The organism is Pseudomonas sp. RC10-4-2 (assembly GCF_050433085.1).
Taxonomy (GTDB): Bacteria; Pseudomonadota; Gammaproteobacteria; order Pseudomonadales; family Pseudomonadaceae; genus Pseudomonas; species Pseudomonas aeruginosa.
In genome coordinates, this window is sequence record NZ_JBNPXX010000002.1 from 335436 (window position 1) to 357140 (window position 21705).

Consider the following 21705-nt stretch of genomic DNA (forward strand, 5'->3'; position numbering starts at 1 on the left):
CCCGGCGGAACGCCGCCGGGGGCATGGTCTGTTTCTTGCCTGTTTTCCCCGTGCGGCGCTGCTGTTACCCTGCGCCGGCAATCCAGAAAGTCTCGTATCGTTCGCCAGCTGAGGTACTATCGGCCGCCTTTTGCGCAGCCGGTCATGGCCTGCTGCCCGCCCGGGACGGCGACACGACGAGAGCATCCGTTCGACGACTGTGTTTCTAAGACTGCTGGGGATTGGGGAATGAAAAAGTATCTTGCTTCATTGGTTCTGGGCGTCTGCGCCCTGGTGGGCGTGGCTTCGGTCCAGGCGGCCGGCGCGGTGGAGGACGCGGTCAAGCGCGGCACCCTGCGGGTCGGCATGGACCCGACCTACATGCCGTTCGAGATGACCAACAAGCGTGGCCAGATCATTGGCTTCGAAGTCGACCTGCTCAAGGCCATGGCCAAGTCCATGGGCGTCAAGCTGGAGCTGGTCTCCACCAGCTACGACGGCATCATCCCGGCGCTGCTGACCGACAAGTTCGACATGATCGGCTCGGGCATGACCCTGACCCAGGAGCGCAACCTGCGCCTGAACTTCTCCGAGCCCTTCATCGTGGTCGGCCAGACCCTGCTGGTGCGCAAGGAACTGGAAGGCAAGATCAAGTCCTACAAGGACCTGAACGATCCGCAGTACAGCATCACCTCGAAGATCGGCACCACCGGTGAGATCGTTGCCCGCAAGCTGATCAGCAAGGCCAAGTACCACGGCTTCGACAACGAGCCGGAAGCGGTGATGGACGTGGTCAACGGCAAGGCTGACGCCTTCATCTACGACTCGCCCTACAACGTGGTGGCGGTGAGCAAGTTCGGCGCCGGCAAGCTGGTCTACCTCGACCAGCCGTTCACCTACGAGCCGCTGGCGTTCGGCCTGAAGAAAGGCGACTACGACAGCATCAATTTCATCAACAACTTCCTCCATCAGATCCGCGAAGACGGCACCTATCAGCGCATCCACGACAAGTGGTTCAAGAACACCGAGTGGCTGAAGGAAATGGAATGAACCGCTGACGGCCCCCGCGAAGGGGGCCGTCGTACCTGCGCATTCCATCGTTCGAGAGAGTTTCCGTGACCAAGAAGAAACGTTCCGTCTGGCCCTGGCACCTGCTGACCGGGCTGATCCTGCTGGTCCTGGCCTGGGCGCTGTGGTTCTCCACCTCGCTGATTTCCTATGAATGGCGCTGGAACCGCGTTCCGCAGTACTTCGCCTACCAGGCCGAGGAGCCTTTACGGGCCAACGAGATCGGCCGGGTCGAGGCTATCGAGGAACAGGGCAGGGACGCGCGCGTCACGCTGCTTGGCGAGAGCGGCGAGAAGCAGGTCGTGACCGTCGCCCAGGACAGCCTGCAATTCTCCGAAGGCGACGACGTGGCCGAGGGCGACGCGGTCGGGGTGACCCGCCACTGGGCCGCCGGCCCACTGCTCTGGGGTCTGTGGACCACCCTCTGGCTATCGCTGGTGTCCGGTGCCATCGGTCTGGCTATCGGCCTGGTCGCCGGCCTCTGCCGGCTGTCGAAGAACCCGACCCTGCACGACCTGTCGACGATCTACGTCGAACTGGTGCGCGGCACGCCGTTGCTGGTGCAGATCTTCATCTTCTACTTCTTCATCGGCACCGTGCTCAACCTGTCCCGCGAGTTCGCCGGGGTTGCGGCGCTGGCGCTGTTCACCGGCGCCTACGTGGCCGAGATCATCCGGGCCGGCGTGCAGTCCATCGCCCGCGGACAGAACGAGGCCGCCCGCTCCCTGGGCTTGAACGCCGGCCAGTCGATGCGCTACGTGATCCTGCCGCAGGCCTTCAAGCGCGTGCTGCCGCCGCTGGCCGGGCAGTTCATCAGCCTGGTCAAGGACACCTCGCTGGTCTCGGTGATCGCCATCACCGAACTGACCAAGAGCGGCCGCGAGGCGATCACCACCTCGTTCTCCACCTTCGAGATCTGGTTCTGCGTCGCCGCGTTGTACCTGCTGTTGAACCTGCCCCTTTCGCACATGGCATCCCGACTGGAGCGGAGGCTCGGACAAAGTGATTGAAGTACGCAACCTGCTGAAGGTCTTCGATACCCGCGGCCAGGTAGTGCGCGCGGTGGACGACGTGAGTACCCGCGTGGCCAGGGGCGAGGTACTGGTGGTGATCGGTCCGTCCGGTTCCGGCAAGTCGACCTTCCTGCGCTGCCTGAACGGCCTGGAGGAGTTCGACGAAGGCTCGGTGAGCATCGACGGCGTCGACCTGGCCGACCCGAGGACCGACATCAATGCCTACCGCCGCGAAGTCGGCATGGTGTTCCAGCATTTCAACCTGTTCCCGCACATGACCGTGCTCGAGAACCTCTGCCTGGCCCAACGCGTGGTGCGCAAGCGCGGCAAGGCCGAGCGCGAGGCCAAGGCGCGGGCGCTGCTGGCCAAGGTCGGCATCGGGCAGAAGGCCGACGAATATCCCTCGCGCCTGTCCGGCGGCCAGCAGCAGCGCGTGGCGATCGCTCGCGCGTTGTGCATGGACCCCAAGGTGATGCTGTTCGACGAACCGACCTCGGCGCTCGATCCGGAGATGGTCGGCGAAGTCCTCGACGTCATGAAGACCCTGGCCGTGGAAGGCATGACCATGGTCTGCGTGACCCACGAGATGGGCTTTGCCCGCGAAGTGGCCGACCGCGTGCTGTTCTTCGACCACGGCAAGCTGCTGGAGGACGCGCCGCCGGCGCAGTTCTTCGACAATCCGCAGGACCCGCGGGCCCAGGCCTTCCTCCGCCAGGTCCTCTAGTACCGCGCTAGGCGAACGGCTTGCCCGGCGGCGGCAGGAGCGACGTCGGACTCTGCCGCGCGGCCGGCTGGATATCGTTGTCCTCCAGCCAGTCCAGCGCCCATTCGCGCAGGCGCTCGTTCTGGTAGCGGTACCAGTCCTGCAACAGTTCCGGGTACTCCATCAGAGAGTGCTTGAAGGCCTTGAACGGCTTGCGGCTCTGCAGCGCGTTGGCGAGCGTCGCATAGGCGTGCGGCTCTTCCACCTCGCGGAGGAAATCCTGCATCAGTCCCAGCGACTGGGTGGTGCTCAGCGGGTCGATCAGCAGCAGGCGTTCCGGCTCGTTTTCCAGCAATGCGTCCAGTTCGGGATCGGGCGCCTCGGCGGAGATCAGCAGCACCTTGCCGCTGTACAGGTCGAGGTAGTGGTCGATTCCCGGGGTATCCAGGGCGAAGGCCAGTTCGTCGATATCGATGGTCATCGGGCGCATGGCGTCATCTCCCAAAAGGCGAAAGCCTGATCCTACGCAAAGGTGCCCCTCCTGTCCGCTTTCGATGGACGGGAGGGGCTGCCGATGCAAGGAGGATCCTCTCGGGATGTTACAGGCGGAAGCGTCCCACCTGTGCCTGCAACTGCGTGCCCAGGCGCGCCAGCTCGCCGCTGGAGGCGGCGGTCTGCTCGCTGGCGGCGGCCGACTGCTCGGCGACGTCGCGTACGCTGAGGACGCTGCGGTTGATCTCCTCGGCCACCGTGCTCTGTTGCTCCGCGGCAGTGGCGATCTGCAGGTTCATGTTCTGGATGTCGGAGACGGTGCGGGTGATGCTGTCCAGCGCGGCGCCCGCGCGGCGCGCCAGTTCCACCGTGCTGGCGGTCAGCGAGCGGCTGTTCTCCAGGCGTTCGGCGGCTTCGCCGGCGCCCTGCTGGAGACGCTGGATCAGGCCCTCGATCTCGGCGGTGGACTGCTGGGTGCGCTGGGCCAGGCCGCGGACCTCGTCGGCGACCACCGCGAAGCCGCGTCCGGCGTCGCCGGCGCGTGCCGCTTCGATGGCTGCGTTGAGCGCCAGCAGGTTGGTTTGCTCGGCCACCGACTTGATCACGTCGAGGACGCTGCCGATCTGCTCGCTCTCGTTCTTCAGGCGCGCCATGGCTTCGCTGGAAACGTCCATTTCGCTAGCCAGGCGCTCGATGCGGGTCACCGCCTGGTCGACCACCGCGTCGCCCTGGCGCGCCTCTTCGTCGGCCTGGCGAGCGGCCTGGGAAGCCAGTTCGGCGTTGCGCGCGACGTCCTGCACGGTGGCGGCCATCTCGTGCATGGCGGTGGCGACCTGGTCGGTCTCCACTTTCTGGCTGTTGACCCCGGCGCGGGTCTGCTCGGTGACCGCCGAGAGTTCCTCGGCGGAGCTGGCCAACTGGCTGACGCCGTCGCCGATCCGCCCGACCAGCTCGCGCAGGCTGTCGCCCATGCGCTGCATGACTCGCTGCAACTGGCCCAGTTCGTCGCGGCGCTGGAGGGTCAGGGGATTCTGCGGACGCTTGCCGAGGTCGCCGGCGGCGATGGCCTCGGCCTGCGCGAGGGCTTCGTCCAGCGGCCGGACGATCTGCCGGTTGATCGCCCAGCCGGCGACGCAGCCGAAGGCCAGGGCCAGCGCGGCGATCAGCCAGAGGCTGGCGCGGTCGCGGCTGGCGGTGCTCTCGCGCAATTGGCGACCGGCTTCGGTGAGGGTCCGGCCGGCCCGGGCCATATCCTGGGTGCTGCTTTGCATCGCTTGCTGCGCCTGGCGCGTGCGGATGACGCCGGCACGGAACTGCTCGATCCCGCCACGATAGCCCTGGAGGCTACCCATGGCCTGTTCCAGCGCCGCATCGGCCTCGCCGGGCAACTGGCCACGCAGCGCCGTGGCGGCCTGGCGGAGGGCGTCGAACGCGGCGAACGCGGCCTGCTCGGCCTTGTCGCTGCGTTCGAAGACGTAGCCGCGCACCTGGTAACGCACCATGAGCAACTGTTGGTGCAGGTCGGCCACCGCACGGCTACGTTGCAACGCCTGCGGGTCGCCGGCCTGCTGCGCGAGGCTGGCGTCCATCAGTTCCTCGAGGCGGGCGAAGCTGTCCAGCGCCTGCTGTGCAGTGCCCACCAGCACACCACGGGCGGCGCTGCGTTGCTGATCGGCTGCGGCGAGGTCGTCGAAAGCCTTGCGGTAGGCTTCGATGGCTTCGGTCTGGTGGGCCAGGGCGGCCGGGTCGAGCTCGCTGTCGCGCAGCGCCTGCAGGCGCTGGAGCATCCCGGCCAGGGTCTGGCGGACCTGCTCGGCCTGGCGCGGGTCGCTGCCGGCTTCGAATGCCAGGCGGCCTTGTTCGGCTTGCTGGGTCTGTTCCATCAGGCTGGCGACTTCGGCGAGCTGCTCGCTGAGGGCGGTCTGGTGCGTGAGGGTGCGGTTGCTGCTGATCACCACCAGCAGAAGCAGCGCGAGGAGGACACCGAAACCGACCATCAGCTTGCGGCTGACGCTCAGCTTGGCCAGTTGGAGAACCCACCAATCGTACATCGTCATTACTCCAGGCAGTGCGACACCCTGGGTTGGCAGCCCCATGGCGTGGCGGAACAGGTAATGGCTCAGCGTCGTCGCGTCCGGCGTGCGGGCGCGGAGGGCCGGTACGTGGCCGGCGGGCGAGGTCTTATGGTTGTCGTGCGGAGCCCTGCGCGACAGAGGATGTCGGCCGGGCGGGGAAAACCTTCAGTCTTTTACCGGAGTTTTTTCAGAACAACCGCGCAAGCAGGGCGCTGACCGCGGTTTCCACGCGCAGGATGCGTTCGCCGAGCTGCACCGGATGCAGTCCGGCTTCGCGCAGCTTGTCGACCTCGTAGGGAATCCAGCCGCCTTCCGGGCCGATCGCCAGGGTCACCGGCTTCTCCACCGCGCGCGGACAGGCCGGCCAGGGACCGGGATGGCCGACCAGGCCGAGGCTGCCGGCGGCCAGGGCCGGCAGGCGGTCTTCGACGAAGGGTTTGAAGCGCTTCTCGACGATGATTTCCGGCAGCACCGTATCGCGGGCCTGCTCTAGGCCGAGGACCAGGTTCTCGCGGATCGCCGCCGGGTCGAGGAACGGGGTCTGCCAGAAGCTCTTTTCCACGCGGTAGCTGTTCAGCAGCACCAGCTTCGGTACGCCCATCGCGGCGATGGTCTGCAACACCCGGCGGAGCATCTTCGGTCGCGGCAAGGCCAGCAGCAGGGTGATCGGCAGCTTGGCCGGCGGCGGCTGGTCGAAGCGCACTTCCAGGGTCGCCTCGCTGGCGTCGAGCTTCAGCAGGCGACCTTCGCCCATCCAGCCGCCGAGGCGGCCGACCCGCAGGGTGTCGCCGTTCTCGGCGCGGTGCACTTCGTGCAGGTGCTTGAGGCGGCGATCGTGCAGGACCGCACGATCCGCCGACACGAAGTCGGCGTCGTCGAGGAGCAGCAGGTTCACTGGCGGGTGGCCGGAGGCTGGTCGCCGTCGCTGGCCGATTGGTCGTCCGGATGCTCGCCGCGCTTGCGTACCAGGCGGCCGAACAGCAGGCCGATCTCGAACAGCAGCCACATCGGCACCGCGAGCATGGTCTGGGAGAAGATGTCCGGCGGGGTCAGGACCATGCCGACCACGAAACAGCCGATGATCACGTACGGGCGGATCTTCTTCAGGTACTCGACGTCGACCACTCCGATCCAGATCAGCAGCACCGTGGCCACCGGGATCTCGAAGGCGACGCCGAAGGCGAAGAACAGAGTCAGGACGAAGTCCAGGTAGCTGTTGATGTCCGTCATCATCGCCACGCCCTCGGGCGTCACGCTGGCGAAGAAGTGGAAGATCATCGGGAACACCAGGAAGTAGGCGAAGGCCATCCCGGCGTAGAACAGGATGATGCTGGACACCAGCAGCGGCAGCGCCACGCGTTTCTCGTGCTTGTACAGGCCGGGCGCGATGAAGCCCCAGACCTGCGCGAGGATCACCGGCATGGCGAGGAACAGCGCCACCACCATGGTCAGCTTGAACGGCGCGAGGAACGGCGAGGCGACGTCGGTGGCGATCATGCTGGTGCCTTCCGGAAGGAAGCGGCGCAACGGCTCGGAGACCAGGGTGTAGATCTTCTGCGAGAAGTAGAACAGGCCGGCGAAGATCAGGAAGATCGCCGCCACGCTGCGCAGCAGGCGCGTACGCAGTTCGGTCAGGTGCGAGACCAGGGGCATTTCCTGGTCGTGCTCGGGCTGCTCGGGTTTATCGGCGCTCATGGATTACGCGGCGTCTCGGACGGTGGCGAAGGGGGAGTGGAGGCAGCGACTGCCGGCGGTGCCGCGGCGTCCGCGGGCGGAACCGCAGGCGTGCTGGTCGGCGGCGGCGTGGGTACGCTCGGCGCCGGGCTCTCGGCCGCCGGCGGCGGGGTTTCCTGCGGGGGATTCTGACCGGTCAGCGGGGCCAGCAGCTTCTGCGCTTCGCGCTCCATCGAGAGGATGTGCTCGTTGTGCAGTTGCCGGCGGATCTCGTCCGCGCCGATTTCCCGTTCCACTTCCTGCTTGATGGTATTGAAACTGCGCTTCAGGCGGCCGATCCACAGGCCGGCGGTACGTGCGGCGCCCGGCAGGCGCTCGGGGCCGAGCACCAGCAGGGCGACCAACCCGACCAGCAACAGTTCGCTGAAGCTGATTCCGAACATCGATGGCTACCCGTCAGTCCTTGCGCGCCGGCTCTTCGACCTTCTGCGCCTGGGCGTCGATGGTGTGCGGCTGGTTCAGCGGTTGGGCCGGCTGGGCGGCGGGCTGGTCCTTCTTGTCGTCTTCCTCGGTGTTCACCGCCTTGCGGAAGCCCTTGATCGCTTCGCCGACGTCGGAACCGAGGTTCTTCAGGCGCTTGGTGCCGAACACCAGTACCACGACGATCAGGATGACGATCCAGTGTTTCCAGTCAAAAATGCCCATGTCGTATTCCTCGCAATGTGTAGGTTCAGGCCGATGGTTGGCGGGCGGCTTTCTCGGCGTGGCCGGAAAGGCCGAAGCGGCGCTCCAGTTCGTCCAGCACGGCTTGCGGATGCTGGCCGAGGGCCGAGAGCATCACCAGCGAGTGGAACCAGAGGTCGGCGGTTTCGTAGATCAGGTCCTGGCAGTCGCCGCTGGCCGCGGCATCCTTGGCGGCGATGATGGTTTCCACCGACTCCTCGCCGACCTTCTCCAGGATCTTGTTCAGGCCCTTGTGGTACAGACTGGCCACATAGGAGCTGTCGGGCGCGGCGTTCTTGCGCTCCTCGAGCACCGCCGCCAGGCGGGTCAGGGTGTCACTCATGGTGGTGTCCTGCGTGTTCGTAGATAGCGTCCGGGTCCTTCAGCACCGGATCGACGGTCTTCCAGGCGCCGTTCTCGAAGACGCGGTAGAAACAGCTTTCCCGGCCGGTATGGCAGGCGATCCCGCCGACCTGCTCGACCATCAGGATGACCACGTCGGCGTCGCAGTCCAGACGCAGTTCGTGCAGCTTCTGCACGTGCCCGGACTCCTCGCCCTTGCGCCACAGCTTGCCACGCGAACGCGACCAATAGATTGCACGGTTCTCGCTGGCGGTCAGGGCCAGCGCCTCGCGGTTCATCCAGGCCATCATCAGCACGCGCCCGGTCTCGTGATCCTGGGCGATCGCCGGGACCAGGCCGTCGGCGTTCCAGTGAATCTCATCCAGCCAGTCTTTCATGGTCTTTCCACGTTCGTTGCCGGTACGTTGCGCGCGTTTCCGGCGGAAATGGGAGTAGTGTGCCAGCCGGGAGCGCGACTGGCTATCGGCGCGGGCCTAGTGGCCGTGCGCGGCGCTAGCGGCGCAGGATCAGGAACACCCCGCCGGCCAGCATCACCCACGCCGGCCAGGCTTCCAGCTGCTGGCCCAGGCCGACCTCGGCGGCGCCGACCAGCAGCACCGCGCCCACCAGGCGCCCGAGCCAGTCGTGGCGGGAACCTTTCCACTCCGGCGGCGGCGCATTGTGGGCGTGCGGTTGTGACAGGCGTTCGAGGGTGTCGCGGGCCATTTGCGATAGGTGCGGCACCTGCTCGACCTGTTGCTGGAAATTGCGCAGCAACTGCTTCGGGCTGACCCGTTCGCGCATCCAGCGCTCCAGGAACGGCTGGGCGGTGGCCCACAGGTCGAGTTCCGGGTAGAGCTGGCGGCCGAGGCCTTCGATGTTCAGCAGGGTCTTCTGCAGCAGCACCAGTTGCGGCTGGATCTCCATGTTGAAACGACGCGCGGTCTGGAACAGGCGCAGCAGGACCTGGCCGAAGGAGATGTCCTTCAGCGGCTTCTCGAAGATCGGTTCGCAGACGGTGCGGATCGCCGCCTCGAAGTCGTTGACCTTGGTTTCCGCCGGTACCCAGCCGGAGTCGATATGCAGTTGGGCGACCTTGCGGTAGTCGCGCTTGAAGAAGGCGATCAGGTTGCGCGCCAGGTAGTCCTGGTCCTCGTCGGTCAGGCTGCCGACGATGCCGCAGTCCACCGCGATGTATTGCGGGCTCCAGGGCGCGCGGGTGCTGACGAAGATGTTGCCGGGGTGCATGTCGGCATGGAAAAAGCTGTCGCGGAACACCTGGGTGAAGAAGATCTCCACGCCGCGCTCGGCCAGTGCCTTGAAGTCGGTGCGCTGGTCGCGCAGGGTTTCCAGGTCGGTCACCGGGATGCCGTAGATGCGCTCCATCACCAGCACCTTGGGCCGGCACCAGTCCCAGTAGACCTGTGGCACGTAGAGCAGCGGCGAGCCTTCGAAGTTGCGTCGCAGCTGCGAGGCGTTGGCCGCCTCGCGGAGCAGGTCGAGTTCGTCGACGATGGTCTTCTCGTAGTCGCTGACCACTTCCACCGGGTGCAGGCGCCGCGCCTCGCTGGAGACCCGCTCGGCGAGGCGGGCGAGGATGAACAGCCAGGCGATGTCGGAGCGGATCACCGGTTCCAGGTTCGGCCGGATCACCTTCACCACCACTTCCTCGCCGCTCTTCAGGCGCGCGGCGTGGACCTGGGCCACCGAGGCGGAGGCCAGCGGTTCGCGTTCGAAGCGGGCGAAGACCTGTTCGATCTTCGCGCCCAGCTGTTCCTCGATGCGCTTGACCGCCAGCTCCGGCGGGAAGGGCGGCACCTTGTCCTGCAGCCAGGCCAGTTCGTTGGCGATGTCGTCGGGCAGCAGGTCGCGGCGGGTGGAGAGAATCTGGCCGAACTTGATGAAGATCGGTCCGAGGTCCTGCAGTGCCAGGCGCAGGCGCGCGCCGCGGGTCAGTTCCAGCTTGCGCCGCGGCAGCCAGCGCCAGGGCAGGGTGGCACCGAGCAGGCGCAGCCACCAGGGCAGCATCGGCAGTTCGAGGATCAGGTCGTCCAGGCGGTAGCGGATGACGACGCGCTGGATGCGCAGGAGGCGGCGGACAGCGAGGAGCTTCATGCGTCGGGCTTGGTCTTTTGGCTGAGGCGTCCGACGCGCGCGTCGAGACGATCGAGGGCCAGCTTCAGCTGGTCCAGTTCGGCGAAGCGTGCTTCGGCTTCGTGCTGGCCGACCAGCGTACGGCTTTCCTCGGCAAGGTAGTCGGCCAGGTTCAGGCGCAGGCTGTGCAGGCTCTGCGCGCTCCAGCGCGAAGCGTCGCGCAGGCCGCTGCCGAGCACCTGGGTGGCGAGCGGGCCGAGCCAGCGCGACAGTTCGTACTCCCAGTCCAGCTCCAGGCTCTGCAGGATGCCGGCCAGTTCCAGCAGGGCCGCGCTGTCGCCGTCCATGCTGACTTCCGGGCTGTGCAGGACGCGGGTCTTGTCGCGCGCCAGGGCCAGGTGCAGGAGGTTGCCGGCCGGCGCACGCAGGGTGCAGTCGACCTCCGCCTCATGCTGCGCGGCGAAGTGCAGGCCGTCGCCGGCGGGCAGGATGAAGATCCGCAGCGGCGGGCTCAGGCAGTCGACCTCGATGACCTTGGCGGAAAGCCTGCGCAGGCGCGGCAGCGCTGTCCCGTCGAGGCGCAGGACGCGATTGATGCCGGTTTCGGCGGCGGCCAGCACGGCCTGGATCAGCAGCGAGCTCATCGGCGCGCCCTCGGTTAAGGCTTGATACCGCGGTGCAGGGCGACGATGCCGCCGGTCATGTTGTGGTAGGTCACGCGGTCGAAGCCGGCTTCCACCATCATCGCCTTCAGGGTTTCCTGGTCGGGGTGCATGCGGATCGACTCGGCCAGGTAGCGATAGCTCTCGGAGTCGTTGGTGACCAGCTTGCCCATCAGCGGCAGCAGGCTGAACGAATAGGCGTCGTAGGCCTTGGACAGCAGGTTGCTGCTCGGCTTGGAGAACTCCAGCACCAGCAGGCGGCCACCGGGCTTGAGCACGCGCAGCATGGAGCGGATCGCTTCGTCCTTGTGGGTGACGTTGCGCAGGCCGAAGGCGATGGTCACGCAGTCGAAGTGGTTGTCCGGGAAGGGCAGCTTCTCGGCGTCCGCCTGGACGAAGCTGACGTTGCCGGAGACGCCCTTGTCGAGCAGCTTGTCGCGGCCGACCTTGAGCATCGAGGCGTTGATGTCGGCCAGCACCACCTCGCCGGTCGGGCCGACCAGGCGCGAGAACTGCCGGGTCAGGTCGCCGGTGCCGCCGGCGATGTCGAGCACGCGGTTCCCGCTGCGCACGCCGGACAGCTCGATGGTGAAGCGCTTCCACAGGCGATGGATGCCACCGGACATCAGGTCGTTCATCAGGTCGTACTTGGCTGCCACCGAGTGAAATACCTCGGCGACCTTCTTCGCCTTCTGGCTTTCCGGAACGTTCTGGTAGCCGAAGTGGGTGGTGGGTTCGGCGTCGGCGCCTTTGCGGGGATCGTTCATGACGTTCTCACCTGGAAAGAATGCCGGGCATTCTAACAGGATGTGGGGAAAGTGCTGTGCCGCCGTCCGACGGCGCGGGTGCGGTGTTTTGTCTGGCCGCGTATAGTTTTCCGATCTGCAATCAGGAGTCGATCCATGTCGCGTATCCACATCGAACGTCCGCACAGCCTGGGGCTGGACGCCGCACGGGCCAAGGCGGAGAAACTGGCCGAACGTCTGGCGAAGGAGCACGGCGTGCAGTGCGAATGGCAGGGCGACGAGCTGACCTTCAAACGCAGTGGCGTCGACGGCAGGATCGCGGTGGGGGCGGACAAGGTCGCGGTGGACGTCAAGCTCGGCCTGATGCTGTCGGCCATGAGCGGCCTGCTCAAGGGCGAGATCGAGAAGGCGCTGGACAAGGCGCTGGCCTGATCCCGCCGGGCGTTCGCCGTCCTGGCGGCGCCCATCTTCCGCTTAGTATGCGGTTTCTAATTTTCCCCGATACCTTGCTCTCACGCTGCCAGCGTTCCGGCGGCGCCTGCGGTTTCTTCAACCCAACGAGCGTGAGGTGCCCCATGGCCAAGATTGCCCTGAAGAAAAAGACCGTTTCCGAATCCACTTCCCTGGTCTCCGAGATCCGCCACTATGCCCGCCAGATCTGGCTTGCCGGCCTGGGTGCGTATTCCCGCCTGGGCACCGAAGGCAGCGACTACTTCAAGGAATTGGTGAAAGCTGGCGAAGCCCTGGAGAAAAAAGGCAAATCGCTGGTCACAAGTCAGGTCGATTCGGCCAATGACAGTGTCAAGACCGGCCTCTCTTCGGTGAAGGGAAAAGTCGAAGACCAGCTCGACAGGATCGAGCAGGCATTCGACAGCCGTGTCGCTAGCACGTTGAACCGGATAGGCATACCTTCCCGGAACGATGTCGAAGCACTCTCTGCTAAGCTGGATGAGCTGAGCGCAGTGCTCGAGCGTGTCGCGAGAACCCAATAAGGAGAGCAGGATGGCTGGCAAGAAGAAGAGCGAAAAAGAGTCCAGTTGGATCGGCGAGATCGAGAAATACTCGCGGCAGATCTGGCTGGCTGGTCTGGGGGCCTACTCGAAGGTCAGCAAGGACGGCAGCAAGCTGTTCGAGACCTTGGTGAAAGACGGCGAGAAGGCTGAAAAAGAAGCGAAGTCCGATGTGGACGCGCAGGTCGGTGCGGCGAAGGCTTCCGCCCGCTCTGCGAAGAGCAAGGTCGACGAGGTTCGGGACCGTGCGCTCGGCAAGTGGAGCGAGCTCGAGGAAGCTTTCGACAAGCGCCTGAACAGCGCCATCTCGCGTCTCGGCGTGCCGAGCCGCAACGAGGTGAAGGAGCTGCACAGCAAGGTCGATACGCTGACCAAGCAGATCGAGAAACTCACCGGCGTCAGCGTCAAGCCGGCGGCGAAGGCAGCGGCCAAGCCTGCGGCGAAACCGGCTGCCAAGCCCGCGGCGAAAACCGCAGCGGCCAAGCCGGCAGCTAAACCGGCAGCCAAGGCCGCCGCCAAGCCTGCGGCGAAACCCGCGGCGAAAAAAACCGCGGCGAAAACCGCGGCCGCCAAGCCGGCAGCCAAGCCCGCCGCCAAACCGACTGCGAAGGCCGCAGCGAAACCGGCGACCAAGCCGGCAGCCAAGGCCGCGGCGAAGCCTGCTGCGAAACCTGCCGCAGCCAAGCCTGCCGCGAAGCCGGCAGCCAAGCCGGCCGCTGCGACCGCCGCCAAGCCCGCGGCGAAACCTGCCGCCAAGCCGGCTGCGAAAAAGCCTGCGGCGAAGAAGCCGGCAGCCAAGCCCGCCGCGGCGAAACCGGCCGCTCCCGCCGCGTCTTCGAGCGCGCCCGCTGCCCCCGCCGCCACACCGGCTGCCAGCGCTCCGGCAGCGAACGCTCCGGCGACGCCGAGCAGCCAGGGCTGAGTCCTGGCGGCAAGGCACACGCCCGGCACTCGCCGGGCGTTTTTCATTCCGGTCCCAGGTAGCGCTGCGCCAGGCTTTCCGCCGAGCGTTGGGCCTCGCTGCGCAGATGCGGGGCGACCAGCATCATGATCTGGTAGACCACCGTGCGCACCTCGCCCTTGCTGCCCAGTACCCGCTGGTAATCCAGGGAGAACAGCAGGGTCAGGGTGATCTGTTCGACCAGTTGCCCGAGTGCCGGCGCGTCGCTGCGCAACTGCCGGTCGGCCTTGAGGCGGGCCAGCAGGGTGGCCAGGGTCCGCTTCAGCGCGCCGAGCCAGGTACGGATGCCGCGAGCCAGCCGTGGCAGGCGCCCGGTCAGGTTGGACAGGTCCTGGAACAGGAAGCGGTAGTGGGCGAGGCGCTCGACGATCAGGTGCAGGAACAGCCAGTAGTCCTCCGCGCCCAGGCGCACCTCCTCGGGCGGATCGAGCAGCGGCGCCAACTCGGCCTGGAACCGCTCGAACAGCGCCATCACCAGCGGTTCCTTGCCATGGAAGTGGTAGTAGAGATTGCCCGGGCTGATGCCCAGTTCGTTGGCGATCTCCAGTGTCGAGACGTTGGGCTCGCCCTGTTCGTTGAACAGCAACAGCGAGCATTCGAGGATTCGGTCGCGTGTCTTCATCCGGACTTCTTCTGGGGATGGAGGTGCCCGGCTCCAGGCGCCCGGGCCGGATCTTTCAGCGTATATGCACGTAGGTGCCCGGGGCCGCTTCGAGGGGCGGATGCGCGGCGCTGCCAAGGTTGAAGTCAGGGTTGCCCAGCTCGCCCGAGCGCTCCTGCAGCCAGCCCAGCCAGACCGGCCACCAGCTGCCCTCTTCGCGCTTGGCGTCGTAGTACCAGGCGCGTGGATCGCTGCTCAGCTTGTCGTTCTCGAAGTAGCAGGCCTTGGGGTTTCCGGGAGGGTTGAGGATGCTCTGGATGTGCCCGCTGTTGGACAGGATGAAGCGGCGCTGGCCGCCCAGCAGGAGGGCCGAGCGATAGACCGCGTCCCAGGGCGTGATGTGGTCGGTGATGCCGGCGACGTGGAAGCTGTCGATCGCCACCTTGCCCAGGTCCACCGCGGTCCCGCTGACCTCCAGCGCGCCCGGGCGGGTCAGCGGGTTGTGCTTGAACAGGTCGAGCAGTTCGCCGTGGAACGCCGCGGGCAGCCGCGTGTTGTCGTTGTTCCAGTAGAGGATGTCGAACGCCGGCGGCTGCCTGCCGAGCAGGTAGTTGTTGACCCAGTAGTTCCAGATCAGGTCGTTGGGGCGCATCCAGGCGAACACCTTGGCCATGTCGCGCCCGTCCAGCACGCCATGCTGGTAGGAGCGGCGCTTGCTGCTCTCCAGGGTCTGCTCGTCGGCGAAGAGCATCGCCGGGCTTTCCATCTGGCTGTCGAGCAGGCTGACCAGGTAGGTGACGCTACTGACCTTGCGCAGTTGCCGGCGCACCTGCAGGTGGCCGAGCAAGGCGGCCACGGTGAGCCCGCCGGCGCAGGCGCCGGCCAGGTTCACGCTGCGGCTGCCGGTGATCTCGCGGCTGACCTCGATGGCCTGGTCGAGGGCCTCGACATAGGTGCTCAGGCCCCATTCGCGGTGCTGGGCGTCGGGGTTGCGCCAACTGATGACGAAGACCTGCAGGTTGTTCTTCAGGGCGTACTGGACGAAGCTCTTTTCCGGCGACAGGTCGAAGATGTAGTACTTGTTGATCTGCGGCGGCACGATCAGCAGGGGCTTGGCGTACTGGCGCTCGCCCAGCGGCTTGTACTGGATCAGCTCCAGCACCTCGTTGCGGAACACCACCGCGCCTTGCGTGGTGGCGAGGTTGCGACCGATCTCGAAGGCGGTCTTGTTCACCTGGCTGGGCATGCCGCCGTTGTGCACCAGGTCTTCGAGCAGGTGGCGGACGCCATTGAGCAGGCTGATCCCGCCGGTATTGAACAGTTCCTTTACCGCCAGTGGATTGATCAGGCTGTTGCTGGGTGCCACGGCGTCGGAGAGCAAGGCGACGAGGAAGCGGGCGCGGGCGCGATCGTCGCAGTCCAGGTTGCTTTCGTCGATCCAGGCGAGCAGTTGCTTCTGCCACGCCAGGTAGGCCTGCAGGGTGCGCCGGTAGAAGGGATTGAGGCGCCAGGATGGATCCTGGAAGCGGGCGTCCTGTGGGTTCGGCTGGTGCAGGGTGTCGCCCAGCAGCACCTTGCCCAACTGGCCTCCGAAGGCGACCAGGTGCCGCGCACTGTGCAGCGGCTGGCGCAGGCCGTGGACAGCCAGGCTGCGGACCGTCGTCAGCAGGTCCTTGCCGCGCAGGCCGACGATGGCGCTCTGTGCACTCATGAACTCGGCGGGCACCGGCACGCTACCCGATTCCTGCTTTTCTCGCATGGACCACACTCCGTCGTAGGACCACAGTCTGGATGCCACGGGCGATCGTCCCCTGGCTCGGAATACTCAGTTATAGCCTGTGAATTCCGTTTCACCCGGGGCAGAACCGCACACCTGCCTGAACAGGGAGGATGCCGCCCGACAGTGGGGCAGCAAGCGCTGTACCACAACGCCGGGAGGGGCGTCGCAGAGCTTGCGCTGTCGCGGCGAAGCCAGGCGCCATGCGCCGTTGCGGAACATTGACTATGCACCTGCACCATGACGAAGCAGTGTCTGCTGCCCTGGTGTTGCCCGTGCAGCAGTTCAGCCGGTCTTGGGCAGGAACGGACGAGGGTGCATGATGGCGCGACGGCGCTCCTCGGCGAGGAACTTCATGATGATCGGCGCCACCGATTCGGCGCGGGTCACCAGGAACAGGTGGCCGTCGTCGATCACGTGCAGTTCGGCGTTGGGAATGCGCCAGGCCAGCACACGCATGTTGATCAGCGGGATGATCGGGTCGTCGTCGCCGGCCAGCACCAGGGTCGGCTGGCGGATCCTATGCAGCCAGTGGATGCTGGTCCAGCCGAGCCCGGCGAACAGTTGCCAGTAGTAGCCCAGCTTGCCCGACGAACGCACCTTGCTGGCATGCGCCATGGCCAGCTTGGGGTCGCGGCGGAAGGCCCCGCCGTAGATGTCCGGGGCGATGTGTACGCCATAGGAGGGCTGGATGTAGCGCCGCGGGCTGGCCATGCGCATCAGTACCTTCGGCTTGCCTGGCACCATCACCGCGCCAGCCGAAGTGGCGGCGAGGATCAGCTTCTTGCAGCGTTCCGGATAGTCGTGGGCGAACTGCTGGGCCAGCGCGCCGCCCCAGGACACGCCGATCGCGTTGACCTGGCCGTAGTCCAGGTAGTCGAGCATCCGCGCCGCCAGCTTGGCCAGGCCGGGAAAGCGGTAGGGCACGCTGGGCGTCGAGGAACCGCCGACGCCGGGAACGTCGAAGGCGATCACCTCCAGTTCCGGGTCGAGCGCCTGGACGAAGGGGAACACCAGTTCCAGGTTGGCGCCTATGCCGTTGAAGATCAGCAGCGGAGTGCTTCCTTCCTTGCCCGGCCGCACTGCGGTGCGGATGGTCTGGCCGTCGAGGTCGATGGTCCGGAAGACGAAGGGCTGGGGCATGCTCGGGGTCCTCGGCGGCGCGGCCGCGGGCTCGGCGATACGGGGCCTGGCCGGCTTCCGCGCGGCACGGGGCCGCGCCGGAGGCGCTGGCGGGGTTTCGTCGGCGGAGGCCGCGGATCGCTCCTGCGGCTGTTCTTCAGGCTGGTCGCTTTTCATCGTTCATGCACGTAGGTTCCGGGCGCGGCTTCGCCGGCCGGATAGGTCTTGTTGCCCAGGTTGGCGGGCGCCTTGCGGGTCTTGCCGGAGCGTTCGGCCAGCCATTGCTGCCAGTGCAACCACCACGAGTCGGCGTGCTTGCCGGCCTGTTCCAGCCAGGCCTTGGGCTCGGCGGGCAGTTCCGGATTGGTCATGAAGCGTGCCTTGGGGTTACCCGGTGGGTTGAGGATGCTCTGGATGTGACCGCTGTTGGAGAGGATGAACTCGCACTTGCCACCCAGCAGCCTGGCCGACTTGTAGCACGACTCCCAGGGGGTGATGTGGTCGTTCAGACCGGCGACACAGTAGAAGTCGCAAGTCACCTGCTTCAGGTCGATGGGCGTGCCGGAGACCTCCAGGGCGCCGGGGCGGTTCAGCGGGTTGCTCTTGAACAGTTCGACGAACTCGCCGTGCAGCGCGGCGGGCAGGCGCGTGGTGTCGTTGTTCCAGTAGAGGATGTCGAACGCCGGCGGCTGGTTGCCGAGCAGGTAGTTGTTGACCCAGTAGTTCCAGATCAGGTCGTTGGGGCGCATCCAGGCGAACACCTTGGCCATGTCCTTGCCCTCCAGCACGCCGGACTGGTAGGAACGACGCTTGGCGGCCTCCAGAGTCTTCTCGTCGGCGAACAGCGCGACCTGGGTATTCAGTTCGAAGTCGAGCACGCTGACCAGTTGGGTGAAGGCGTTGACCTTCTTCTCGCCGCTGGCCACGTAGTGGCCGACCAGGGTCGCGGTGGTGATCCCGCCGGAGCAGGCGCCGAGGAGGTTGAGGTCCTTGCTGCCGGTGATCGACAGGACTACCTCGATGGCCTCCTTGAGCGCCTCGATATAGGTGGTCAGGCCCCATTCGCGCTGCGACTTGGTCGGGTTGCGCCAGCTGACGATGAAGGTCTGCACGCCGTTGCGCAGGCAGAAGCGCGCCAGGCTCTTGTCCGGCGACAGGTCGAAGACGTAGAACTTGTTGATCTGCGGCGGCACCACCAGCAGCGGGCGTTCGTGCACCGACTCGGTGATCGGCCGGTACTGGATCAGTTCCAGCACGTCGTTGCGGAACACCACGGCGCCCTCGGTGGTGGCCAGGTTCTTGCCCACCTCGAAGGCGTCCATGTCCACCTGGCTCGGCATCCCGCCGTTGTTCACCAGGTCCTTGGCCAGGTGGCCGAGGCCGTCCAGCAGGCTCTTGCCGCCGGTCTCGAAGAAGCGCTTGACCGCCGCCGGGTTGCTCAGGCTGTTGGTCGGCGACATCGCCTCGGTCAGCAGGTTGATGACGAACTGGCCACGACTGATGTCCTGCGGCGACAGGTCGCTGTGGCTGATCCAGCTGTGCAGCTCCTTGCGCCAGGCCAGGTAGGTCTGCATGTAGCGCTTGTACAGTGGATTCTGGCTCCAGGCCGGATCGGAAAAGCGTCGGTCGTCATCGCCTGGGCGTAGCTCCGACTGGCCGAGCAGGACGTTCTTCAGCTCCAGGCTGAAATGCGCCACGTGCCTGGCGCTGTGCAGCGGCTGGCGCACCGCCTGGAGCAGGACCATGCGCGCGGAGGTGAGCAGGTCCTTGCCCCGGATGCCGATCACCGGATTCAGGTTCAGCGTGTTTTCCGCGGCTTGCTTGGGAAGCTCGTTATTGTTCTTCTGACTCATCGGCAACGCTCCATTGTTCGAGGCGAAACAGGGGACCGCAACGAAACCGGGGACCAGGTGTCCGGCCGGCTACTGCTCGACTACCAGCCCACCCGCACGTTTCAGGGCGGGGCGGACGCACGTCAGGGAAGGGAACCCGGACAAGGGGCTGCACCGTCTTGGTTACGCGAGTTTCCGCTGGCGTGCAAGCTGGCAGAAGCATCGGTGGCCGGCGTGGCTGGCCCGGCGAGCGGCCGACCTGCGGACTAGAGCGTTGCTGCCGTGCAGGGTAGGACATTCGCCGTGGCGACCGCGCCGACCGGATGTCTGGTCTGGCAGTCTGCGGGGCGAATGTTGCAAATGACGTGCCCTCGTTCGGGGCAGCGGGGAAAAATCGCCTGGATGCCGTGTGCCGCGAAGGGGCACTCGGCCCGGCGCTTCAGAGCATCAGCTTGACGACCGACTCGTCGGGGTCGCGCGACTTGCCGGCGCTGGCCAGCTCCGCCAGGTAGTCGGCCCATAGCTGGTCCTTGCGGGTCGCCAGCTCGTACAGGTAGTCCCAGGTGAACAGGCCGCTGTCGTGGCCGTCGTCGAAGCTCAGCTTAAGTGCGTACTGGCCGGCGGGTTCGACGCCGACCAGGCCGACGTTCAGCTTGCCGTACTGCAATACCGGGTTGCCGTGGCCCTGGACCTCGGCCGAGGGCGAATGCACGCGGAGGAACTCGGCAGGCAGGTCGTAGCTATCCTCGCCGTAGCGCAGGGTCAGGGTCTTCGAGGCTTTGTGCAGCTGGATGGCGGAAGGGATACGCATCGCATCGGACTCGCGGAAGGGCGGAGTACAAGGATACCCCGGTTCGGGACCGCGCGGCCCGCCGCCACGGTGTTGGCCGTGGCGGCGGCGGTGGTCAAAGGATGTAGCGGGACAGGTCCTCGTCCTCGGCCAGCTCGCCGAGGTGGCTGTTGACGTAGCCGGCATCGATCAGGATCGGCTTGTCGCTATGCTCGCTGGCCAGGTCGGCGGCGCTGAACGAGACCTCTTCCAGCAGCCGCTCGAGCAGCGTATGCAGGCGGCGGGCACCGATGTTCTCGGTCTTCTCGTTGACCTGCCAGGCGATCTCGGCAAGGCGCTTGATGCCGTCCTCGGCGAACTCGATGGCCAGCCCCTCGGTCTTCAGCAGCTCGCGGTACTGCTCGGTGAGCGAGGCATGCGGCTCGGTGAGGATGCGCTCGAAATCGTTCGGACTGAGGGCCTTGAGCTCCACGCGGATCGGCAGGCGGCCCTGCAGCTCGGGAACCAGGTCGCTCGGCTTGCTCAGGTGGAAGGCGCCGGAGGCGATGAACAGGATGTGGTCGGTCTTGACCATGCCCAGCTTGGTGTTCACCGTGCAGCCCTCGATCAGCGGCAGCAGGTCGCGCTGTACGCCCTCGCGGGAGACGTCGGCGCCGCCGGCGTTGGCGCGCTTGGCGATCTTGTCGATCTCGTCGATGAAGACGATGCCGTGCTGCTCGACCGCCTCCAGGGCGCGTGCCTTGAGCTCTTCCTCGTTGACCAGGCGCACCGCCTCTTCGTCGCGGATCAGCTTCAGGGCCTCGGCGACCTTCAGCTTGCGGGTCTTCTTCTTGCCCTTGCTCATGCCGGAGAACAGGTTCTGCAACTGGTTGGTCATCTCCTCCATGCCGGGCGGGGCCATGATCTCCACGCCGGCCGGGTTGTCGGCCACCTCGATGTCGATTTCCTTGTCGTCCAGCTGGCCTTCGCGCAGGCGCTTGCGGAACAGCTGGCGGGTGTTGCTGTCCTCGCGTGCCGGCTCGTCGCCGAAGCCCATGGCGGGACGCGCGGCCGGCAGCAGGGCATCGAGGATGCGCTCTTCGGCGGCGTCCTCGGCGCGATACTTGACCTTCTGGATCTCCTGTTCGCGGAGCATCTTCACCGCGGCGTCGGCGAGATCGCGGATGATCGATTCGACGTCGCGTCCGACATAGCCGACCTCGGTGAACTTGGTCGCCTCGACCTTGATGAACGGCGCGTTCGCCAGGCGCGCCAGGCGGCGGGCGATCTCGGTCTTGCCGACGCCGGTGGGGCCGATCATGAGGATGTTCTTCGGTGTTACCTCGGCGCGCAGCTCGGCCGGCAGTTGCATGCGTCGCCAGCGGTTGCGCAGGGCGATGGCGACGGCGCGCTTGGCGTCGTCCTGGCCGATGATGTGGCGGTTGAGTTCGTGGACGATCTCGCGGGGCGTCATGGACATTCGTTTACTCCAGCGGGGGACGAGCGCTTCAGACGGCGCTGTCCAGCTCCTCGATGGTCAGGTTCTGGTTGGTGAAGACGCAGATCGAGCCGGCGATGTTCAGCGCGGTCTCGGCGACTTCCCGAGCGCTCAGCTCGGCGTTGTGCTGCAGTAGGGCCAGGGCCGCGGCCTGGGCGAAGCCGCCGCCGGAGCCCATGGCGATCAGGCCGTGTTCGGGTTCGACCACGTCGCCGTTGCCGGTGATGATCAGCGAGGCATCCTTGTTGGCGACCGCGAGCATGGCTTCGAGGCGGCTCAGGGAGCGGTCGGTGCGCCAGTCCTTGGCCAGTTCGACGGCGGCGCGGACCAGGTGCCCCTGGTGTTTCTCCAGTTGCTGCTCGAAGCGCTCGAACAGGGTGAAGGCATCGGCGGTGGCGCCGGCGAAACCGGCCAGTACCTGACCGTGATACAGGCGCCGGACCTTCTTGGCGTTGCCTTTCATCACGGTGTTGCCCAGGGAAACCTGGCCGTCGCCGCCCATGACGACTTTGCCGTTGCGGCGGACAGATACGATGGTGGTCAAGGGGGAAATCTCCACACTGC

24 protein-coding genes are annotated in these 21705 nt (G+C 66.2%); 6 read left to right on the forward strand and 18 right to left on the reverse strand.

Annotated elements, in window-relative coordinates; translation table 11 throughout:
* Positions 1-228 precede the first annotated feature (228 nt).
* From FHW81_RS09550 to FHW81_RS09560, 3 genes are all read left to right on the forward strand, one after another.
* The gene (locus tag FHW81_RS09550) at positions 229-1029 is read left to right on the forward strand and encodes a transporter substrate-binding domain-containing protein (protein WP_003095910.1); all 801 of its coding nucleotides are present in this window, start codon (positions 229-231) and stop codon (positions 1027-1029) included.
* A gap of 65 nt (positions 1030-1094) precedes the next feature.
* Positions 1095-2057, forward strand: coding sequence for an amino acid ABC transporter permease (locus FHW81_RS09555; protein WP_003103450.1), 963 nt, complete (start codon positions 1095-1097; stop codon positions 2055-2057).
* Positions 2050-2784, forward strand: a complete 735-nt coding sequence (locus FHW81_RS09560; RefSeq protein WP_003095906.1) for an amino acid ABC transporter ATP-binding protein — start codon at positions 2050-2052, stop codon at positions 2782-2784. The genes FHW81_RS09555 and FHW81_RS09560 overlap by 8 nt, the downstream gene beginning before the upstream one ends.
* Before the next feature lie 7 nt (positions 2785-2791).
* On the opposite strand, the gene FHW81_RS09565 is transcribed toward FHW81_RS09560, so the two are convergent.
* The 11 genes from FHW81_RS09565 to ubiE all read right to left on the reverse strand — a co-directional run bounded on the left by FHW81_RS09565 (position 2792) and on the right by ubiE (position 11592).
* Positions 2792-3253, reverse strand: a complete 462-nt coding sequence (locus tag FHW81_RS09565; RefSeq protein WP_003095904.1) for a UPF0158 family protein — start codon at positions 3251-3253, stop codon at positions 2792-2794.
* Between the two features lie 109 nt (positions 3254-3362).
* Positions 3363-5306: a methyl-accepting chemotaxis protein gene (locus FHW81_RS09570; protein ID WP_023119870.1), complete on the reverse strand. Its 1944-nt coding sequence runs from the start codon at positions 5304-5306 to the stop codon at positions 3363-3365.
* Positions 5307-5517: 211 nt separating this feature from the next.
* Complete coding sequence (locus tag FHW81_RS09575) at positions 5518-6225, reverse strand: 16S rRNA (uracil(1498)-N(3))-methyltransferase (RefSeq protein WP_003095898.1); 708 nt, start codon at positions 6223-6225, stop codon at positions 5518-5520.
* Positions 6222-7025, reverse strand: coding sequence for a twin-arginine translocase subunit TatC (gene tatC, locus FHW81_RS09580; RefSeq protein ID WP_106120543.1), 804 nt, complete (start codon positions 7023-7025; stop codon positions 6222-6224). Before tatC ends, FHW81_RS09575 begins: the two co-directional genes overlap by 4 nt.
* Positions 7022-7447, reverse strand: coding sequence for a Sec-independent protein translocase protein TatB (gene tatB / locus FHW81_RS09585; RefSeq protein ID WP_003115042.1), 426 nt, complete (start codon positions 7445-7447; stop codon positions 7022-7024). Before tatB ends, tatC begins: the two co-directional genes overlap by 4 nt.
* 13 nt (positions 7448-7460) lie before the next feature.
* A complete protein-coding gene (locus FHW81_RS09590; protein WP_003095893.1) occupies positions 7461-7709 on the reverse strand; it encodes a twin-arginine translocase TatA/TatE family subunit in 249 nt (82 codons plus the stop codon).
* Positions 7710-7734: 25 nt separating this feature from the next.
* Positions 7735-8070: a phosphoribosyl-ATP diphosphatase gene (locus FHW81_RS09595; RefSeq protein ID WP_003103458.1), complete on the reverse strand. Its 336-nt coding sequence runs from the start codon at positions 8068-8070 to the stop codon at positions 7735-7737.
* A complete protein-coding gene (hisI, locus tag FHW81_RS09600) occupies positions 8063-8467 on the reverse strand; it encodes a phosphoribosyl-AMP cyclohydrolase (protein WP_003095888.1) in 405 nt (134 codons plus the stop codon). Before hisI ends, FHW81_RS09595 begins: the two co-directional genes overlap by 8 nt.
* 115 nt (positions 8468-8582) lie before the next feature.
* A complete protein-coding gene (ubiB, locus tag FHW81_RS09605; RefSeq protein WP_003095885.1) occupies positions 8583-10184 on the reverse strand; it encodes a ubiquinone biosynthesis regulatory protein kinase UbiB in 1602 nt (533 codons plus the stop codon).
* The gene (locus tag FHW81_RS09610; protein WP_003103460.1) at positions 10181-10807 is read right to left on the reverse strand and encodes a ubiquinone biosynthesis accessory factor UbiJ; all 627 of its coding nucleotides are present in this window, start codon (positions 10805-10807) and stop codon (positions 10181-10183) included. The genes ubiB and FHW81_RS09610 overlap by 4 nt, the downstream gene beginning before the upstream one ends.
* A gap of 14 nt (positions 10808-10821) precedes the next feature.
* Complete coding sequence (gene ubiE / locus FHW81_RS09615) at positions 10822-11592, reverse strand: bifunctional demethylmenaquinone methyltransferase/2-methoxy-6-polyprenyl-1,4-benzoquinol methylase UbiE (protein ID WP_003103462.1); 771 nt, start codon at positions 11590-11592, stop codon at positions 10822-10824.
* 135 nt (positions 11593-11727) lie between these two features.
* Here ubiE and FHW81_RS09620 point away from each other — a divergent pair, with 135 nt between their 5' ends.
* The 3 genes from FHW81_RS09620 (at position 11728) to FHW81_RS09630 (ending at position 13503) form a co-directional block, all read left to right on the forward strand.
* The gene (locus tag FHW81_RS09620) at positions 11728-12003 is read left to right on the forward strand and encodes a polyhydroxyalkanoic acid system family protein (protein WP_003095874.1); all 276 of its coding nucleotides are present in this window, start codon (positions 11728-11730) and stop codon (positions 12001-12003) included.
* A gap of 143 nt (positions 12004-12146) precedes the next feature.
* Positions 12147-12563 carry a phasin family protein gene (locus FHW81_RS09625; RefSeq protein ID WP_003103463.1) on the forward strand — a complete coding sequence of 139 codons (417 nt, stop codon included), beginning with the start codon at positions 12147-12149 and terminating at the stop codon, positions 12561-12563.
* Between the two features lie 10 nt (positions 12564-12573).
* The gene (locus FHW81_RS09630; protein WP_003146415.1) at positions 12574-13503 is read left to right on the forward strand and encodes a phasin family protein; all 930 of its coding nucleotides are present in this window, start codon (positions 12574-12576) and stop codon (positions 13501-13503) included.
* Positions 13504-13546: 43 nt separating this feature from the next.
* Here the strand turns inward: FHW81_RS09630 and FHW81_RS09635 are convergent, their stop codons facing one another.
* The 7 genes from FHW81_RS09635 to hslV form a co-directional block, all read right to left on the reverse strand.
* On the reverse strand, positions 13547-14164 hold the full coding sequence (locus FHW81_RS09635) for a TetR/AcrR family transcriptional regulator (protein ID WP_003103292.1): 618 nt from the start codon (positions 14162-14164) through the stop codon (positions 13547-13549).
* Between the two features lie 55 nt (positions 14165-14219).
* Entirely contained in the window at positions 14220-15902 is a 1683-nt protein-coding gene (gene phaC, locus FHW81_RS09640; RefSeq protein WP_003103289.1) for a class II poly(R)-hydroxyalkanoic acid synthase, read from the reverse strand.
* Positions 15903-16205: 303 nt separating this feature from the next.
* Complete coding sequence (phaZ, locus tag FHW81_RS09645; RefSeq protein WP_009877202.1) at positions 16206-17063, reverse strand: poly(3-hydroxyalkanoate) depolymerase; 858 nt, start codon at positions 17061-17063, stop codon at positions 16206-16208.
* A 152-nt stretch (positions 17064-17215) separates the two neighbouring features.
* Positions 17216-18895 (reverse strand): class II poly(R)-hydroxyalkanoic acid synthase, encoded by a 1680-nt coding sequence (gene phaC / locus FHW81_RS09650; RefSeq protein ID WP_003161244.1) that lies wholly within the window; start codon positions 18893-18895, stop codon positions 17216-17218.
* Positions 18896-19313: 418 nt separating this feature from the next.
* Positions 19314-19685: a gamma-butyrobetaine hydroxylase-like domain-containing protein gene (locus tag FHW81_RS09655; RefSeq protein WP_003095857.1), complete on the reverse strand. Its 372-nt coding sequence runs from the start codon at positions 19683-19685 to the stop codon at positions 19314-19316.
* A 94-nt stretch (positions 19686-19779) separates the two neighbouring features.
* Positions 19780-21123 carry an ATP-dependent protease ATPase subunit HslU gene (gene hslU / locus FHW81_RS09660; protein ID WP_003095854.1) on the reverse strand — a complete coding sequence of 448 codons (1344 nt, stop codon included), beginning with the start codon at positions 21121-21123 and terminating at the stop codon, positions 19780-19782.
* 28 nt (positions 21124-21151) lie between these two features.
* Entirely contained in the window at positions 21152-21685 is a 534-nt protein-coding gene (gene hslV / locus FHW81_RS09665; protein ID WP_003095852.1) for an ATP-dependent protease subunit HslV, read from the reverse strand.
* Positions 21686-21705 lie beyond the last annotated feature (20 nt).

Coding starts and splice junctions, on each gene's coding strand:
- FHW81_RS09550 (WP_003095910.1), top strand. CDS start 229: ATGAAAAAGTATCTTGCTTCATTGGTTCTGGGCGTCTGCGCCCTGGTG.
- FHW81_RS09565 (WP_003095904.1), bottom strand. CDS start 3,253: ATGCGCCCGATGACCATCGATATCGACGAACTGGCCTTCGCCCTGGAT.
- FHW81_RS09570 (WP_023119870.1), bottom strand. CDS start 5,306: ATGTACGATTGGTGGGTTCTCCAACTGGCCAAGCTGAGCGTCAGCCGC.
- tatC (WP_106120543.1), bottom strand. CDS start 7,025: ATGAGCGCCGATAAACCCGAGCAGCCCGAGCACGACCAGGAAATGCCC.
- tatB (WP_003115042.1), bottom strand. CDS start 7,447: ATGTTCGGAATCAGCTTCAGCGAACTGTTGCTGGTCGGGTTGGTCGCC.
- FHW81_RS09590 (WP_003095893.1), bottom strand. CDS start 7,709: ATGGGCATTTTTGACTGGAAACACTGGATCGTCATCCTGATCGTCGTG.
- FHW81_RS09595 (WP_003103458.1), bottom strand. CDS start 8,070: ATGAGTGACACCCTGACCCGCCTGGCGGCGGTGCTCGAGGAGCGCAAG.
- hisI (WP_003095888.1), bottom strand. CDS start 8,467: ATGAAAGACTGGCTGGATGAGATTCACTGGAACGCCGACGGCCTGGTC.
- ubiB (WP_003095885.1), bottom strand. CDS start 10,184: ATGAAGCTCCTCGCTGTCCGCCGCCTCCTGCGCATCCAGCGCGTCGTC.
- FHW81_RS09610 (WP_003103460.1), bottom strand. CDS start 10,807: ATGAGCTCGCTGCTGATCCAGGCCGTGCTGGCCGCCGCCGAAACCGGC.
- ubiE (WP_003103462.1), bottom strand. CDS start 11,592: ATGAACGATCCCCGCAAAGGCGCCGACGCCGAACCCACCACCCACTTC.
- FHW81_RS09620 (WP_003095874.1), top strand. CDS start 11,728: ATGTCGCGTATCCACATCGAACGTCCGCACAGCCTGGGGCTGGACGCC.
- FHW81_RS09625 (WP_003103463.1), top strand. CDS start 12,147: ATGGCCAAGATTGCCCTGAAGAAAAAGACCGTTTCCGAATCCACTTCC.
- FHW81_RS09630 (WP_003146415.1), top strand. CDS start 12,574: ATGGCTGGCAAGAAGAAGAGCGAAAAAGAGTCCAGTTGGATCGGCGAG.
- FHW81_RS09635 (WP_003103292.1), bottom strand. CDS start 14,164: ATGAAGACACGCGACCGAATCCTCGAATGCTCGCTGTTGCTGTTCAAC.
- phaC (WP_003103289.1), bottom strand. CDS start 15,902: ATGCGAGAAAAGCAGGAATCGGGTAGCGTGCCGGTGCCCGCCGAGTTC.
- phaZ (WP_009877202.1), bottom strand. CDS start 17,063: ATGCCCCAGCCCTTCGTCTTCCGGACCATCGACCTCGACGGCCAGACC.
- phaC (WP_003161244.1), bottom strand. CDS start 18,895: ATGAGTCAGAAGAACAATAACGAGCTTCCCAAGCAAGCCGCGGAAAAC.
- FHW81_RS09655 (WP_003095857.1), bottom strand. CDS start 19,685: ATGCGTATCCCTTCCGCCATCCAGCTGCACAAAGCCTCGAAGACCCTG.
- hslU (WP_003095854.1), bottom strand. CDS start 21,123: ATGTCCATGACGCCCCGCGAGATCGTCCACGAACTCAACCGCCACATC.